The organism is Sneathiella sp. D3-11, assembly GCF_055809395.1.
Map to the genome: position 1 here is coordinate 1702437 of NZ_CM147911.1, position 15316 is coordinate 1717752.

The 15316-nt window shown below is 51.8% G+C and carries 16 protein-coding genes; 2 read left to right on the forward strand and 14 right to left on the reverse strand.

Annotated elements, in window-relative coordinates:
* Window position 1: 1 nt before the first annotated feature.
* The 9 genes from AC0L73_RS08725 to AC0L73_RS08765 form a co-directional block, all read right to left on the reverse strand.
* Complete coding sequence (locus tag AC0L73_RS08725; RefSeq protein WP_473655430.1) at window positions 2-1585, reverse strand: efflux RND transporter permease subunit; 1584 nt, start codon at window positions 1583-1585, stop codon at window positions 2-4.
* Window positions 1482-3128, reverse strand: a complete 1647-nt coding sequence (locus AC0L73_RS08730; RefSeq protein ID WP_473655344.1) for an efflux RND transporter permease subunit — start codon at window positions 3126-3128, stop codon at window positions 1482-1484. Before AC0L73_RS08730 ends, AC0L73_RS08725 begins: the two co-directional genes overlap by 104 nt.
* Window positions 3128-4369 carry an efflux RND transporter periplasmic adaptor subunit gene (locus tag AC0L73_RS08735; RefSeq protein WP_473655345.1) on the reverse strand — a complete coding sequence of 414 codons (1242 nt, stop codon included), beginning with the start codon at window positions 4367-4369 and terminating at the stop codon, window positions 3128-3130. Before AC0L73_RS08735 ends, AC0L73_RS08730 begins: the two co-directional genes overlap by 1 nt.
* A 5-nt stretch (window positions 4370-4374) precedes the next feature.
* Window positions 4375-5046 carry a CerR family C-terminal domain-containing protein gene (locus AC0L73_RS08740; protein ID WP_473655346.1) on the reverse strand — a complete coding sequence of 224 codons (672 nt, stop codon included), beginning with the start codon at window positions 5044-5046 and terminating at the stop codon, window positions 4375-4377.
* A gap of 119 nt (window positions 5047-5165) precedes the next feature.
* Window positions 5166-5759, reverse strand: a complete 594-nt coding sequence (locus AC0L73_RS08745) for a hypothetical protein (protein WP_227948733.1) — start codon at window positions 5757-5759, stop codon at window positions 5166-5168.
* A 99-nt stretch (window positions 5760-5858) separates the two neighbouring features.
* Window positions 5859-6764, reverse strand: coding sequence for an Hsp33 family molecular chaperone HslO (locus tag AC0L73_RS08750; RefSeq protein ID WP_473655347.1), 906 nt, complete (start codon window positions 6762-6764; stop codon window positions 5859-5861).
* Window positions 6765-6793: 29 nt separating this feature from the next.
* Window positions 6794-7720, reverse strand: coding sequence for an ornithine carbamoyltransferase (argF, locus tag AC0L73_RS08755; RefSeq protein ID WP_227948729.1), 927 nt, complete (start codon window positions 7718-7720; stop codon window positions 6794-6796).
* Window positions 7713-8888 (reverse strand): acetylornithine transaminase, encoded by a 1176-nt coding sequence (locus tag AC0L73_RS08760; protein ID WP_473655348.1) that lies wholly within the window; start codon window positions 8886-8888, stop codon window positions 7713-7715. The genes argF and AC0L73_RS08760 overlap by 8 nt, the downstream gene beginning before the upstream one ends.
* Before the next feature lie 116 nt (window positions 8889-9004).
* The gene (locus tag AC0L73_RS08765) at window positions 9005-9844 is read right to left on the reverse strand and encodes an ABC transporter permease (protein ID WP_227948724.1); all 840 of its coding nucleotides are present in this window, start codon (window positions 9842-9844) and stop codon (window positions 9005-9007) included.
* A 150-nt stretch (window positions 9845-9994) separates the two neighbouring features.
* On the opposite strand from AC0L73_RS08765, the gene arsC reads away from it, so the two are divergent.
* Window positions 9995-10342 carry an arsenate reductase (glutaredoxin) gene (arsC, locus tag AC0L73_RS08770; protein WP_227948722.1) on the forward strand — a complete coding sequence of 116 codons (348 nt, stop codon included), beginning with the start codon at window positions 9995-9997 and terminating at the stop codon, window positions 10340-10342.
* A gap of 161 nt (window positions 10343-10503) precedes the next feature.
* Window positions 10504-11688 carry an acetyl-CoA C-acyltransferase gene (locus AC0L73_RS08775; protein ID WP_227948719.1) on the forward strand — a complete coding sequence of 395 codons (1185 nt, stop codon included), beginning with the start codon at window positions 10504-10506 and terminating at the stop codon, window positions 11686-11688.
* A gap of 78 nt (window positions 11689-11766) precedes the next feature.
* On the opposite strand, the gene AC0L73_RS08780 is transcribed toward AC0L73_RS08775, so the two are convergent.
* The 5 genes from AC0L73_RS08780 to AC0L73_RS08800 all read right to left on the reverse strand — a co-directional run bounded on the left by AC0L73_RS08780 (window position 11767) and on the right by AC0L73_RS08800 (window position 15259).
* Complete coding sequence (locus tag AC0L73_RS08780) at window positions 11767-12639, reverse strand: 3-hydroxybutyryl-CoA dehydrogenase (RefSeq protein WP_473655349.1); 873 nt, start codon at window positions 12637-12639, stop codon at window positions 11767-11769.
* A gap of 64 nt (window positions 12640-12703) precedes the next feature.
* On the reverse strand, window positions 12704-13633 hold the full coding sequence (locus tag AC0L73_RS08785) for an electron transfer flavoprotein subunit alpha/FixB family protein (RefSeq protein ID WP_227948715.1): 930 nt from the start codon (window positions 13631-13633) through the stop codon (window positions 12704-12706).
* Complete coding sequence (locus AC0L73_RS08790) at window positions 13633-14382, reverse strand: electron transfer flavoprotein subunit beta/FixA family protein (RefSeq protein ID WP_227948707.1); 750 nt, start codon at window positions 14380-14382, stop codon at window positions 13633-13635. The genes AC0L73_RS08785 and AC0L73_RS08790 overlap by 1 nt, the downstream gene beginning before the upstream one ends.
* 210 nt (window positions 14383-14592) lie before the next feature.
* Window positions 14593-15156: a cob(I)yrinic acid a,c-diamide adenosyltransferase gene (locus tag AC0L73_RS08795; protein ID WP_227948705.1), complete on the reverse strand. Its 564-nt coding sequence runs from the start codon at window positions 15154-15156 to the stop codon at window positions 14593-14595.
* A 22-nt stretch (window positions 15157-15178) separates the two neighbouring features.
* A complete protein-coding gene (locus AC0L73_RS08800; protein ID WP_473655431.1) occupies window positions 15179-15259 on the reverse strand; it encodes a hypothetical protein in 81 nt (26 codons plus the stop codon).
* Window positions 15260-15316 lie beyond the last annotated feature (57 nt).

Consider the following 15316-nt stretch of genomic DNA (forward strand, 5'->3'; position numbering starts at 1 on the left):
GTTAATCAGCCTGAGCTTTCGGAAAGTAGAACGCCTTTATCCAGCCCGTCACCCGGCCGAAATCTGCCTGAATGACTAGCAAGGCTGGCACCAGAAAAAGAACCAAAAACGTCGCCGCCAACAATCCGAACACCAAGGTAATGGCCATCGGGATCAAGAATTGCGCCTGAAGACTGGTTTCAAAAAGTAGCGGGGTCAATCCGCCAACTGTCGTGAGGGACGTGAGCAAGACCGCCCGTAACCGATCGCAGGTGCCGTCGACTACCGCCTCCGCATATGCCTGCCCCTTGGTAAGGCGTTCATCAATCACACTAACCAGAATTATAGAGTTATTGACCAATATCCCCGATAATCCCAACAACGCAATCATCGAAAGGATGGTAAGATTAAAGCCAAGTAGGTAATGGCCAAAGATTGCCCCGACCAAGCCAAAAGGAATGATCGACATCACAACAATGGGTCGCCAATAGGATGAAAACACCCAGGCCAGAATAAGGTAAATCGCAGAGAGGCCGATTGTGGCACCAAACTGCATATCTGCGATCGTATCCGCCTGTTCCTCTGATTTGCCAGCAAAACGGTAGGTCAAACCATATGTCGAAGCAATCGCTTCAAGCCCGCCCTCCGGCAGAGCCGACAGCACCTGATCCGATGACGTCAAGTTTTCATCCACTTCCGCTGCAATGGATACTTCACGCACGCCGTCCTCGCGCTTGATCCGGGCGAAACCAACCTGATTCCGTTCGGTCACGACCGCGGATAGCGGGACCTCAATCCCAGAGGCACTTTTCAGGTAAAAGTCTCGCAAGGCTTCCATGGCGATCTGATCCCGCGGGAGCTGCACCCTAATTGTCACTTCCTCATCCCCGCGGGCAAATTTTCGAGCGATGACGCCTTCAAATCCGGCACGTACCTGAGACGCGATAGTCTCTGTCGTGAAGCCTAGTGCCCTGCCACGCGGCGTCAGCTCAAGAATTATCTCCTGCTTGCCATGCGGCAAATCATCCTCGATATCCGAAACACCCCGGAATTTCTTAAGAAGAGCTTTTACCTCCTCTGCCGCAACCTTCAACGTATTTACATCGTCCCCCTTTAACCGGATATCCAGTTCCCGGCCCGGCGGACCGCCGATCCTCTCAGTCAATGCAATCCGTTGAAGGCCCGGCATTTCCATGATCTCTTTCCGCCATGCCTTGACAAAATCCGCCGTCCTAACATTCCGAAGATCGGCGGAAATGAGCTCCACCATCATGCCGCCGCGATTATCACCAGAAACAGAGCTGAACTGATCACCGGTACTAATGCCGATCTTACCCAGCGCCATGATAATAAGGCCGCCCTCCCCATCCGTCAGATCGTTCTCGGCCTTATAGAGTGCACGCTCCAGCTCTTTGACCATGGTTTCCGTATCACCGCGCGCACTGCCGGGTGCAAAAACTACATTGGCATTAATCACATTTGCTTCGGGAGAGGGGAAAAAATTAAATCCGATCCGTCCCCCCAAAAAGAAGCCGAAAGAAATGATCAACATGGCAACGACAGCGGCAAGCGTCGCATACCGCCAGCTCACGGCGAGTTCCACCATGGCGCTTGAACAGATGAGTTTGGAAATAGCGAAATTTTTCATCGAAACTCTGGCGTAGCCGACTGGCACCATTTCCCTGAAACCGGAGCGCATGCCGCATATGTCCCGGCAATATTAAGAAGCATTCGATCAGGCTAGCGATCAATACCGCTACGACGACTGACGGGATGGCACGAATGATTTGTCCAATGATATCCCCAATCAGGAAAATCGGTAAAAAAGCGGCAATCGTTGTCAGGCTTGAGGCAAAAACCGGTGCCAACATCCTAAGCGCCCCTCGCTCCGCAGCCTCAGCCGCAGACATTCCGGTCGAACGCAGGTATGAAGCGTGTTCGCCGACAACAATCGCATCATCAACAATGATACCAAGGGACATGATAATCGCGAACAGGCTGATCATGTTTATCGACTGCCCTGTCAAAAGCATAACACCCGCAGTCGCAAAAATCGCAACCGGGATACCAGCCGCCACCCAAAAGGCGACACGAACATTGAGGAAGATAAACAAGATAATCAGGACAAGAGCCAGTCCACTCGCCCCGTTGTACAACAAGAGCCGGATACGATCTTCAATCAGGCCTGCCTGCACATCATACTGCTTGATCTCAAGTTCAGCTGGCCAGCGCCCCTTTTCCTGCTCAAAATAATCAGAAACTATCTTTGCCGCTTTCAAGGCATCCGTCGACTGGGCCCGCTGAATACTGATTTCCACCGCTGCGCGGCCATGGTGCAATCCTGTTGATCCTTTTTCGACAAACTGGTCGCGAACATTGGCTATATCGCGCAAGTAAATTTTCTGCCCATCGTCGAATGACTTAATCTCTAACTCTCCAAGAGACTTCGCATTGGTCTTCTGTTCGAGTGATCGCAATTGACGTTCAAAACTGCCGGAAACAGTCCCAAGCGGCACGTCTTGGGAATTATCGCGAATGATCGCAGCAATATCGGTAAGGCTGAGATTAAGCCGCCGCAAATCCCTCTTGTCGACATCAACCCAGATTTCCTCATCCCGTGCGCCGAAAAGAGTAATCTTGTCAATTCCGAGATCCAGCAGGTCGTCGCGCATTGTCTTGCCAATCTGCTTGAGGGCCGCCTCTGAATACGGCCCTGAGATCGAAAGGCGAGCTATGGGATCATAGATCACAGCCCGCTTTATAATGGGCGTTTCGATGGTATCGGGGAAGGTCGTGATTTGCGTAACGCCCTGTTCGACATCGGAAAGGGCCGCCTGCATGTCGGTTTCGGGCTCAAACTCCACAACAATTGCGCTGCTGCCCTCCACGGAATAGGAGGTAACGCGCTTGACCCCGTTGAGAAAGCGAACCTCCGGCAAAATCGCCGTTGTGATATTACCGTCGACATCCTCCGCGCTTGCGCCCGGCCAGATAATGCTGGTGGTGATCACCTCGGTTCCAAAGTCCGGAAAAAACTGCGTGTTGAGCCGATAGATGGACGCCACCCCGATGACAATCATCATGATCATCAGCAGATTGGCAGCATTCTTGTGACGGACAAATATCTTAACGAGGCGGCTAAGATCCATCAGCGGACATCCACTTTCAGATTAGGGCCGATCTCAGGTAGTCGGCTTGTTACAACTAACTCTCCCTCTTTAATATCTCCGCGGACAAATATCTCGCCGCCATTTCGCGCCACTATTTCGATCATGCGTGGCTCTAATCGTCCGTCCATCACAACATAAACTTTTGAGTTCTCATAAATGCTGCTGTCGGGAAGCTTGGCCACATCGGAATAACGATTTCCGGACAAAACCACCTCGACGAAGGCCCCTGGGCGGAGAAGCGGCGTATATTCGTTCGCCTCCAGAACGGCAAAAACCTCCACCCCACCAGTCTCAGAACTTATTTCCGGGCTGAGACGGGCCACCTGCCCGCTGAAGACGAGTTCGCTCTCTCCGGATTGCCAAGATACAATGACTGGTCGGCCGACGATGCCCGCGCTGCTGCCCAGAAGAAGGCCAAATTGGCTGTCGGAGAGTAAAAAACGCGCTTCCATCTGGGCCGCATCAATCAGCCTCGCCACTTTATCGCTCGCCCCGATATTCTTGCCAAATTCTGCACTTACTTCCGTGAGATAGCCTCTAAAGGGCGCGCGGAGGCTAGTATTCGACACGTCACGTTCGGCTCGCCTGACCCCCACCTCAAGCCGGTCAATGACAGCGCGCTGCTGACTAATGCGGGGTTTAATGATATCAAGCTGCGCTTCGCGCAATTCAACTGTCTGACGCTGACGGCTAAGCGCCGATCTAGCATCATCCAGAGATTTTACCGAGATGTTGCCCCTTTTGGCGAGGCTATTCGATCTTTCGACGTTACGTATTTCCCGTTCCAGCACTTCACGTTCGCGTTCCAGTGCTGTCACTTCCGACTTTTGCATCGCCAACAGCTCATTAAGGCGCGCCTGTGCTTCGAGCAGGGAAGCCTTGTTCTCATTGAGCATTGCCTCAAACTCGAATGGATCAACGCGAACGAGCAAATCCCCCTTATTGAGAAGCGCCCCTTCACGAAAATTATCGCTGACCTCAATCACCTCACCTCCGACCAGCGATCTTAACTCGACGTCTCGCACAGCCTTCAGGGAACCGAATAGATTCAGGTCAACAGACTGGTCCTTAAACTCGATAGGAATCGCCGCAACAGTCCAGACGCGTTCCTTCACAGCCTCCGGCTCAATCACTGGCTTTGTCGCCACGAGGTAAGCAGTCAACGCAATCCCCGCACCCAAAATAACAAGCGGCAACAGTACCTTGAGCAGAAGCTTCACGCTTTTTATCCTTCTTTTATCTGACCGCAGTATTCCCCTAGGTTAACGGACCGCAATACCATTTCCGTCGTTATTTTTTTAATTTTCTGAATTTCTGACGATCCGATCGACGACCATCCCATCCGCGCCTTCACAAGTTCTTCATTGAGTGCATATTGCAGGCAGAGCGAGAGAATTGCATTGGCTTCAAGCTTGATTTTCTCACTCGTTGGCGATTCCCCCGATATCTTGGCGAGTAATATTCCCAACAAGTCATGGATGATATCGACATGCCCCTCCATAAGCAGTTGAAAGCAATCCGTCGGCATTTCTGTTTCCCGCTTGAGCAAGCGCATTTTCCATCTTGTGGACGGTGAAAACGCGCTATCAACAACGCGGGAAACAAACGCGGAGATAAAATCGGCATAGGCTTTTCGGTCATCACGGGTTGCCGTCAGTTGGTTTTCCAACAAGATTGCAAGCCCGACCCGAACAGGTTTCAAATCCAGTATAATCTTTTTGAAGATTGCGCGATAAAGCCCATCCTTATTCTGGAAATGATAGGAAATGGCGGAAAGGTTAACCCCCGCAGCTGAAGCTATTTCCCGCGTCGAAACCGCATCGAACGGCCGTTCAGAAAAGAGTCGGCCCGCGGCTTCTATCATCCGGTCGGAAGCTGTTTGTTTTGTTTCAGGCATCAATTTAGGTCAATCGTTTGAACTGTTCGCAAAGCTAAGCCAAATTAGGCGAAAGCACAAGGATATCCGACGGAGATATATTGAATCAGCTGAGCGTCAAAGGCAGAACAATTTGCGCCTTAGCGCAGATATCCCCCCATGAAGGTCCGGATATTCTTTTCCATTTCCTTATCAAACGCCTGCATCAGCGCCTCTACCTGTGTGAAATAGGTTTTTTCCCGCTGATTGAGCGTAATCCCTTCCGGTACAGATTTCGACCGGGTCGCCTCCGCCGTTACAAAGGCGGAAGAACCCGAAATCTCGGTGATTTTAAGCTCCACCAGAACATGAAAGACGTAAAGCTCCGACTGATCCTTTGTTATCAGCCCTTTCAGACCGGTATCCTTATCCAAGCCCTTTTCAACGGCACTTGCGTCCTTGATGGTGATTGTCGCTATCGCACCGCTGTTCCCCGTTGTCCGCAGACGGTCCCGCACCCAGTTACGCACCGATTGATCAATGGAGACAGGCAATTCATGCTCTACGTGCGGATGCTTGAGCGGCGGCGTAAATTCGTCGACAATCTTGATCTCACCAACATTCAAATACAACGGATTCAAATGCTGAAAGGTGATTTCGGGATATACCGGGTTTGGCGGCGCATCCACGCACCCCAGAAGTGCGGTTGTCATGAGAAGGGATAGGGTTGTCAGAAAACGACGGAGGCCTGCCATGTTACTCTCACCTTTGCGAAGGATTGAACCGGCCCCACTCTATTACGGTCCTTGGACGAAATTCAACCCTCTGTTTCGGGTTGGCCGCGTATTCTGCCGCTAGCTGATATCCTCAACTCGAACTTCGTATTTACTGGAGCAAAACTGGCAATCCGCGGTGATCACACCATCATCTGCCATGTCCTCTAGATCCGCCCCAGCGAAGGTTTTAAGAGTATTCATCACCCGCTCAGCACTACAGCTGCATTGATCGGCGAGTTCCTGAGGATCATAAAGCCAAACCCCATCTTCATGGAACAACTTGTAGAGCAATTCAGCCGATTTAAGACGTGAGTTTGTCAGTTCTTCGGGCGTAATTGTGCCCGCAAGGGCTTGTGCATTGCGCCAGTTTTCCTCTTCCTGGTCCTGATTGAATTCCGTTGCGTTTTCATCCGGCAACCGCTGGATCATCAGGCCGCCAGCACGCCATTTCCCATCAACCTTGGTAACCGCTACGCGCAAGAGCGTGTCGATCTGTTCCGACTTATCGAAATAATTCTCCATACAGTCGGCGAGGCTCTCCCCTTCCAGATCAACAATGCCCTGATATCTTTTATGCTCTTCGCCTGCATCGATGGTAAAGGCCGCATAGCCCTTGCCCAAGTAGTTTTCCACATTCATCGCCACAGCAGAGGAAGTTATGAGATCAAGTTTTTCCTGATCGAAGGATGCGTAACCACGCATATTTCCCGGCGTCGTCATATCCGAGGCAATCATGGAAATCGCGCCATCCCCCTTGGTCTGAACCGTAAATATACCGTCAAACTTGAGCGCACCTCCCAGCATCGCGGCAAGCACAATCCCCTCCCCCAAAAACTGGGCCACCGCGTCAGGATAACCGTGCCGGTTCAGGATCGAATCGACGATACTTCCCATTCGCACGATCCGACCGCGTACCCCGGCCTTGGCCATCTGGAAAGGCTGGATAAGATCATCAGTAATTATTTTTTGACCGTCTTGGGCCATCAGTCTTTTCTCACCAAATTAAAGGAGTATCAGGTGCCGAGGCACCAGCGTAGGACAGCTTTTTGAGCATGCAGGCGGTTTTCGGCCTCATCAAAAATCACCGATTGCGGGCCATCCATGACGTCGGCCGTTGCCTCCTCTCCGCGATGAGCAGGCAGGCAGTGCATAAAGACAGCATCAGCCGCCGCACGTGCCATCAATGCGTCATCCACCTGATAAGGCATCAGCAGGTTATGACGATTGGCAACATCATCCCCCATAGACACCCAAGTGTCCGCGACAATGCAATGCGCATTCGCTGCCGCTTCCGCCGCATCACGAGTGACATGGACATTTGCACCAATTTCCTTAGCCCAGGCGAGTGCTTTCGGGTCTGGTGATAATTCTTCCGGACAAGCGATACGAAATTCGAAATCAAACAATCCAGCCGCATGAATCCAGGATGTGACCATGTTATTACCATCTCCGCACCAGGTAACGATCTTGTCCTTGATCGGCCCGCGCGCTTCTTCGAAGGTCATGACATCAGCCATCAACTGACAGGGGTGGCTCCCGTTTGTCAGGCCGTTTATAACCGGCACAGTCGCATATTCCGCAAGCTCAAGCAGCTTGGAATGTTCATCTGTCCGAAGCATAATTGCATCGACATAGCGCGACAACACGCGCGCGGTATCGGCGATTGTCTCTCCGCGGCCAAGCTGCATGTCATTGCCATTCAGAACGATCGTATGACCGCCGAGCTGACGCATCGCCATGTCAAAGGAAACGCGGGTCCGGGTTGAGGGAAACTCAAAAATTGCCGCAAGTGTCAGCCCCGCAAGCGGAGTTTCCTTGTCCTCCGTACCTTTCGGCAGGCCGGCACGCTCTTGCTTAAGCGCAATCCCGTCATCAATGATGTGCCGTACTTCGGCCTTCGATAACTCGTTCAAATCCAGAAAATGTTGTGGCTTAGCCATTTTCAAGCTCCGTGCAGGCTTCATCCAGAAGACCTATAAATTCTGATATCTGTGTATCTTCTATGACCAACGGCGGTAGCAGACGAACCACATTATCGCCCCCCTTCGCTGTTAAAACGCCAAGTTCCAACAATTTGTCGCCGACCTTGGTGTTCTCAACTTTGCATTTCAGGCCAATATGCAGACCTATGCCGCGTATTTCCTCAAGTATATCGGGATGGCGATCAACAACACCGGCAAGTCCCTGCTTGAGGTGATTGCCCATCTGGCTCACATGATCGAGAAAACCTTCCTCTGTTATCACATCAACGACGGCACCTGCCACGGCCATGGCAAGAGGATTTCCGCCGTAGGTAGATCCATGGCTGCCGACCGTCATGGCTTTGGCAACCTTCTCAACCGCTAGGCAAGCGCCGACAGGAAATCCGCCACCAAGCGCTTTCGCGGACGTCAGGATATCCGGGGTGATTCCCGCATGCTCATGAGCGAACAGCTTGCCCGTCCGGCCCATACCGGTTTGAATCTCGTCGAGCATCAACAGCAGACCATGTTCGTCGCAAAGTTCTCGAAGTGCACGCATGAACTCTGCTTCAACGACCTGAATTCCGCCTTCACCAAGTACTGGCTCAATCAGAATCGCTGCCGTCTCATTAGTGATCGCCGCCTTCACCTTCTCAATATCCCCAACTGGGACATGATCAAAGCCTTCAACCGCCGGGCCAAAACCATCCAAAAGTTTTTGTTGACCCGCTGCCGCAATGGTCGCGAGGGTACGCCCGTGAAAGGAGTTTTCAAAAGCAATGACCCGGTATTTTTCCGGATGACCATTGGCACTGAAATATTTTCGCACCATCTTGAGACCGCATTCGTTTGCTTCGGCCCCTGAATTACAGAAATAAACGGCATCAGCAAATGTCGCATTGACGAGTTTCTCGGCGAGCTCTTCCTGCCCCGGAATACGGAACATATTGGAGACATGCCACACCTTGGACGCCTGATCCGTCAAAGCTGCGACCAACTTCGGATGGGCATGCCCCATGGCACTCACTGCTATGCCAGCCGCGAAATCGAGGTATCGTCGTCCGTCATTCCCATAGAGATACATGCCTTCCCCTTTTTCAAAGGAAAGATCAGCAGGAGCATAATTTGATAACAAAGCAGGAATCATATGCTTTCTCCACGAAGTGACGGGACATACGGCCAATTTCCGCTGTCAGAAAGCGCGGAAGTATTGACAGGAGACCGGTTTCTGTCAATCAAACTCTTGTGCCAGAGACAATATTTTCAGGCTTTCAGGCGATATCCGCTTTTTATGAGCGCCCAGACGGCAATATAGAGCAAAATGTCCAGCGCCGCGATCGACACAGCACCGACCCAAAGACTGCTGTCTGAGGTCCCGATAAAGCCATATCGAAACCCATCAATCATATAGAAAAACGGATTCAGATGGCTGATCTGGTACCAGACACCAGTAAGTCGGTCGATCGAATAGAAAGTACCAGATAGAAATGACAACGGCATGATAACAAAGTTTGTCATTGCGGCCATATGATCGAATTTTTCAGACACGATCCCCGCGATCATTCCCAGCAAAGACAGCATCAGGCCCGCACCGATGACGTAGTAGATTACTGCCGCCCAGGAATGAATCGAAATATCGATAAGTAACCACATGACAATCCCGACAACCAAGGCCACCGTCAGACCCCGGGCGAGGCCCGACAGAACATACGCCAGCGTTAATTCCGCGGCCGAGAGAGGCGGCATCAGAATATCGACGATATTTCCCTGAATTTTGGATATCAGAATAGAAGAAGAGGTATTGGCAAATGAGTTCTGAATAACCGCCATCATGATCAGGCCGGGCGCCAGAAAATTCGCGTAGGAAACCTCTCCCACATAGCGCTCGCTGCCGCCAAAGGCGAGAGTAAAGATCGCCAGAAACAGGATTGTTGTCATCATTGGTGCCAGCACGGTTTGCAGCGGTACTTTCAAAAACCGGCGCACCTCCTTCCAAAGCAAGGTGATGAATCCGAGCCAATTCACAAGGCCGATCATGGAGCCGATCCGAGTCAGAACGCCCGGCTTCTGCAGGTTACTATGGGTTGTCGTGTAAGAAGTCATGGGGCTTAAATATGCAATTGACCGCGCGCAAGCAAGCACTCAATTGCGAAACCGGCTTTCCTGTCATTCAGCGGCTAGCATCCAGATCACCGCTGCGCTACATAGGTAGGTGAATATAAGAACCACTATCTATTCCGGAGAATAAAAATAATGTCTGTCGAGATCTTCCATAACCCGCGCTGCAGCAAATCCAGACAAACCCTCGCGCTCTTGCAGGAGAACGATATTAAGCCTGTAGTAGTCGAATATCTCTCCTCCCCTCCAACAAAAGAACGTCTTGTGGAAATTCTGAAACAGCTGGATATGAAGCCCCGCGATCTTATGCGAAAAGGGGAGGCAGACTATAAGGACAATAACCTTGGAGATCCATCACTCAGCGATGACGCTCTCCTTCAGGCCATGGTTGATCATCCGAAATTGATTGAGCGCCCCATTGTATTTGCCAATGGCAAGGCACGCATTGGCCGGCCGCCAGAATCGGTTCTTGAAATAGTGTAAGTCAGAATAAGCCTCCGCTATTTCGTCGAAATTTCGCCGCCATCACAACCCGGTGCAGATTCAGCCTTTCCATCAGGAAACTCTGTATATAGAATTAGCGGCAATTCCCGTCTCAGTCTGATATGCCGGGCGTATAAAAAATAATATTGAGGAGAAATCTTATGGCAGACGCCGTTATCGTATCCACCGCCCGAACTCCAATAGGCAAAGCCTATCGCGGTGCTTTCAACAACACCCATGGTGCTGATCTGGGTGGTCATGTTATCAAGCACGCGGTTGAACGTGCTGGAGTAGACCCGGCAGAAGTTGAAGATGTTATTTTCGGTGTCGCAAACCCAGAAGGCGCGACCGGTGGCAACATTGCCCGGCAGGCCCTACTCAGGGCAGGCCTGCCCATTACGACATCGGGCACCACGGTCAACCGTTTTTGCTCTTCTGGCCTGCAGACGATCTCCATGGCGGCGCAGCGGGTTATCGTTGATAAAGTCCCGGTCATGGCCGCCGGCGGGATGGACAGCATCAGCCTTGTCGTGAATGAACATATGAACCGGTATCACGCGCAAAATGAATGGCTATTGGAAAATAAACCCGCCATTTATGATCCCATGCTGAAAACCGCAGAAACAGTAGCAACGCGCTATGGCATCTCCCGCGAGGCAATGGACGAATACAGCTATCAAAGCCAGATGCGGACAGCTGCAGCTCAGGAAGCGGGCCGGTTCGACAAGGAAATCGTTCCGATGACCACGACCAAAGTAATGGTGAACAAGGAAACCGGGGAAACCTTGGAAGAAGAAGTCACCCTTATGCAGGATGAAGGCAATCGGGCCAGCACAACTCTGGAAGGGCTTGCCAGCCTTAAACCGGTTCTGGGTGAGGATTGCTTCATCACGGCAGGTAACGCGAGCCAGCTGTCGGACGGGGCGTCTGCCTGTGTTGTTATGGATAGCAAACTTGCTGAACAGCGGAACATTGAACCCCTTGGCATCTATCGCGGCCTTGTTGTCGCTGGCTGTGAGCCTGATGAAATGGGCATCGGTCCGGTATTTGCGATCCCGAAACTGCTGGAACGCAATGGCCTCAAGATGGACGATATCGGTCTTTGGGAACTGAACGAAGCTTTCGCCGTACAAGTACTCTACTGCCGCGATAAACTCGGCATTCCGAATGATTTGCTTAACGTTGATGGCGGCGCCATCTCCATTGGTCATCCATTCGGCATGTCCGGTGCACGCCTGACGGGCCACGCGCTGATCGAAGGCAAGCGTCGCGGTGCGAAATATGTCGTTGTGACGATGTGCATTGGCGGCGGCATGGGTGCAGCGGGACTTTTCGAAGTCAATTAGGCCCAGCTCTACAATCAAGAAAGCCCCGGAAGTCTAACTAGATTTCCGGGGCTTTTTATTTGATATGCAGCGTTTAGCCTAGCGCGTGGGGATCGGTTCATCCCCGGTGTAATCATAAAAGCCACGGCCGGATTTCCGACCAAGCCAACCCGCTTCGACATACTTAACCAAAAGCGGACAGGGCCGGTACTTGGTATCCGCGAGGCCCTCATAGAGCACCTGCATGATTGCCAGACATACATCCAGACCAATAAAATCGGCAAGCTGGAGCGGCCCCATCGGATGGTTGGCACCAAGACGCATTGCTGTATCAATCGCCCGAACCGAACCGACGCCTTCATAGAGCGTATACACCGCCTCATTAATCATAGGCAGAAGAATTCGATTGACGATAAAAGCCGGGAAATCTTCCGCCGGAGTTGGCGTCTTATCCAAGCGGATGGTAAGTTCCTTGATCGTCTCGAATGTTTCCTCATTCGTCGCAATACCTCGGATCAGCTCGACAAGCTGCATCACCGGCACCGGATTCATGAAATGCATGCCGATGAATTTCTCCGGCCTATCCGTAATCGCCGCAAGACGAGTCACAGAAATGGAAGAGGTATTGGTGGCAATTATCGCTTCAGGTTTAAGTCGCGGACAGAGAGCGGCCAAAATCTTCTTCTTGATTTCCTCATTCTCAGTCGCCGCTTCGATCACCAGATCCACTTCGGATAAATGATCATCATCAGTCACCGTCTGGATATGGCTTAAGGCTTTCGTGATATCGCCCTCAGAGAGCGCACCCCGACCGACCTGACGCCTCAGATTGCGCTCAATCGTTTTTAGAGCCTTATCAAGCTGTTCCTTGGAAATATCCTTAAGAAACACATCAATACCAGCGACCGCCATGACATGGGCAATACCATTGCCCATCTGACCGGCGCCAATCACACTTACTTTATTTATCATTGCCTAATTCCAAGCATAGAGGTGAGCGTGATCATTACGCCGAAATCCTGACTCATTTGCGCCACTACAGAGCTTCATCGAGCTCTGGCAAGGCCTTGAACAGATCCGCGACAAGTCCGTAGTCGGCAACCTGGAAAATCGGTGCCTCCTCATCCTTGTTAATCGCCACAATCACCTTGCTGTCCTTCATGCCGGCAAGATGCTGAATAGCGCCGGAAATACCAACAGCAATATAAAGCTGCGGCGCAACGACCTTACCGGTCTGTCCAACCTGATAGTCATTGGGAACAAAGCCTGCATCAACAGCGGCGCGACTTGCGCCGACTGCGGCACCAAGCTTATCGGCCACCTTCTCCAGAAGGTGGAAGTTATCGCCGGACTGCATACCGCGACCACCGGAAATAACGATCTTCGCCGATGTAAGCTCCGGGCGCTCCGATTCAGAGAGTTCATCACTAACAAAAGTCGACAGTCCGCTATCTGCGGCGGCACTAGCCGCTTCAACAGAGGCGGAACCGCCTGTTGCTTCCGCTGCCGGGAAATTGGTCGAACGAACTGTAATCACCTTCTTGGCGTCGCCAGACTGCACTGTTGCCATGGCGTTACCGGCATAGATCGGACGAACGAAGGTATCCGGAGAGACAACCTCAACAATTTCTGAAATCTGTGCAACGTCGAGAAGTGCCGCAACGCGTGGGAGAATGTTTTTACCCGACGTCGTCGCAGCAGCAAGAATGCCATCATATCCATCCGCGAGCGAAACGATCAAAGCAGCCATATTCTCGGCCAAGGCGTTCGCATACAGAGCATCTTCAACCAGCAGGACTTTGGCGACACCAGCGACTTTCGCCGCTTCGTCTGCAACAGCCGCGCAGCCATTTCCGGCGACCAGCACATGAACATCGCCACCCAACTTGGTTGCGGCAGTAACTGCGTTTAAAGTTGCGGCACCCAACGCTTCATTGTCATGATCAGCAAGAACAAGAACAGTCATTAGATAACCCCCGCTTCATTTTTCAACTTGTCGACCAGCTCCGCGACAGATTCTACCATTACGCCAGCTTCACGTTTCGCCGGTTCTTCCACTTTCAACGTCGTCAGACGTGGCGCGATATCAACGCCAAGATCTTCCGGTGTTTTTTCATCAATCGGCTTTTTCTTCGCTTTCATGATGTTCGGCAGGGACGCATAGCGGGGCTCGTTCAGGCGAAGGTCCGTTGTCACCACAACCGGCATTTTCAGATCAATCGTCTGCAGACCACCGTCAACTTCGCGGGTGACTTTCGCCGTGCCGTCTTCAAGGCTGACCTTGGAGGCAAATGTACCTTGCGACCAACCCAGAAGAGCAGCCAGCATCTGGCCTGTCTGGTTGGAGTCATCATCAATCGCCTGCTTACCAACAATAATAAGGTCCGGCTTTTCTTCTTCTGCCACGGCCTTCATCAGTTTCGCAACGCCAAGCGGTTCCACCATTTCATCGGTTTTGACAAGAATGCCCCGGTCGGCACCCATCGCAAGCGCAGTCCGCAGGGTTTCTTGGGCGGCTTGTGGGCCAACGGACAAGGCGACAACTTCCGTTGCGACACCAGCTTCGCGCAGGCGAAGCCCTTCCTCTACAGCGATTTCATCGAAGGGGTTCATGGACATTTTGACATTTGCGAGGTCTACACCAGTCTTGTCCGCTTTAACACGGATCTTAACGTTGTAGTCCACGACACGTTTAACAGCGACGAGAACTTTCATGGATCGGTCTACTCCAGGGTCATAGTTTTTTCACATCCGACGAAAGCCCGTATTCCGACGGTATGAATTTCAGGTTATTAGATACGTTGTTTCTACTCTTATTCGGCAGTGCACAATAAATAGCTAATGACTATCTGTCAATTCGCCGAAGCAGGACATTTTAGCACAGTTGAAAGATGTCTATTTCCGGCCAAAATTTACCAGAAAAGGTCACCTATTTGCGCCCGGCACCCACAGAACGTCCTCCACCCCCTTGTTATTGAGGTAACGGCCCAGAACAAACAGAAAATCAGACAGTCGATTGATGTAGGCGATGGCAACAGGATTGAGGATGTTCGAATCGCCAAAAGAGATCATCCGCCGTTCCGCCCGCCGGCAGACTGTCCGCGCCAAGTGCAAATTTGCAGAAGCAGTCGATCCGCCCGGTAGAATAAAAGAGTTGAGCGGTGAAAGTTCTGCATTGAGGCGATCAATTTCCTTTTCCAGCCGTTCAACCTGTTCCAGTGCAATCCGGAGGGGAGGATATTTCGGATTTTCCTGTTCAGGCGTACAAAGATCAGCCCCAAGATCGAAGAGATCGTTCTGGATACGCGCGAGCATCTCATCCGCTTCCCCAGACACATGAAGCCGGACGAGGCCAATCACGGCATTGGTTTCATCTACATCACCATAGGCCTCGACCCTTGGATCTGTCTTGCTCACCCGGGCACCATCGCCCAGCGAGGTTTTTCCCTTATCTCCGCCACGCGTATAGATTTTGGTCAGTTTTACCATGTGCTGCCTTCGCCTTATACGTTTAACTACCAGTATTCACGATCCAAAACCCGATCAACATGAGGACAACAGCTATTGCCTGCATCAGGATGCGCAAACGCATCAGTTTATTCCCATAGCGGCGATTGAACTCGCCCCCCGGGCGAAAGTCAGCACGCCG

What these genes read in the sequence shown, in the direction of transcription:
- AC0L73_RS08725 (WP_473655430.1), bottom strand. Translation starts at nt 1,585, where the DNA reads ATGGTGGAACTCGCCGTGAGCTGGCGGTATGCGACGCTTGCCGCTGTC.
- AC0L73_RS08730 (WP_473655344.1), bottom strand. Translation starts at nt 3,128, where the DNA reads ATGGATCTTAGCCGCCTCGTTAAGATATTTGTCCGTCACAAGAATGCT.
- AC0L73_RS08740 (WP_473655346.1), bottom strand. Translation starts at nt 5,046, where the DNA reads ATGCCTGAAACAAAACAAACAGCTTCCGACCGGATGATAGAAGCCGCG.
- AC0L73_RS08745 (WP_227948733.1), bottom strand. Translation starts at nt 5,759, where the DNA reads ATGGCAGGCCTCCGTCGTTTTCTGACAACCCTATCCCTTCTCATGACA.
- AC0L73_RS08750 (WP_473655347.1), bottom strand. Translation starts at nt 6,764, where the DNA reads ATGGCCCAAGACGGTCAAAAAATAATTACTGATGATCTTATCCAGCCT.
- argF (WP_227948729.1), bottom strand. Translation starts at nt 7,720, where the DNA reads ATGGCTAAGCCACAACATTTTCTGGATTTGAACGAGTTATCGAAGGCC.
- AC0L73_RS08760 (WP_473655348.1), bottom strand. Translation starts at nt 8,888, where the DNA reads ATGATTCCTGCTTTGTTATCAAATTATGCTCCTGCTGATCTTTCCTTT.
- AC0L73_RS08765 (WP_227948724.1), bottom strand. Translation starts at nt 9,844, where the DNA reads ATGACTTCTTACACGACAACCCATAGTAACCTGCAGAAGCCGGGCGTT.
- arsC (WP_227948722.1), top strand. Translation starts at nt 9,995, where the DNA reads ATGTCTGTCGAGATCTTCCATAACCCGCGCTGCAGCAAATCCAGACAA.
- AC0L73_RS08775 (WP_227948719.1), top strand. Translation starts at nt 10,504, where the DNA reads ATGGCAGACGCCGTTATCGTATCCACCGCCCGAACTCCAATAGGCAAA.
- AC0L73_RS08780 (WP_473655349.1), bottom strand. Translation starts at nt 12,639, where the DNA reads ATGATAAATAAAGTAAGTGTGATTGGCGCCGGTCAGATGGGCAATGGT.
- AC0L73_RS08785 (WP_227948715.1), bottom strand. Translation starts at nt 13,633, where the DNA reads ATGACTGTTCTTGTTCTTGCTGATCATGACAATGAAGCGTTGGGTGCC.
- AC0L73_RS08790 (WP_227948707.1), bottom strand. Translation starts at nt 14,382, where the DNA reads ATGAAAGTTCTCGTCGCTGTTAAACGTGTCGTGGACTACAACGTTAAG.
- AC0L73_RS08795 (WP_227948705.1), bottom strand. Translation starts at nt 15,156, where the DNA reads ATGGTAAAACTGACCAAAATCTATACGCGTGGCGGAGATAAGGGAAAA.
- AC0L73_RS08800 (WP_473655431.1), bottom strand. Translation starts at nt 15,259, where the DNA reads ATGCGTTTGCGCATCCTGATGCAGGCAATAGCTGTTGTCCTCATGTTG.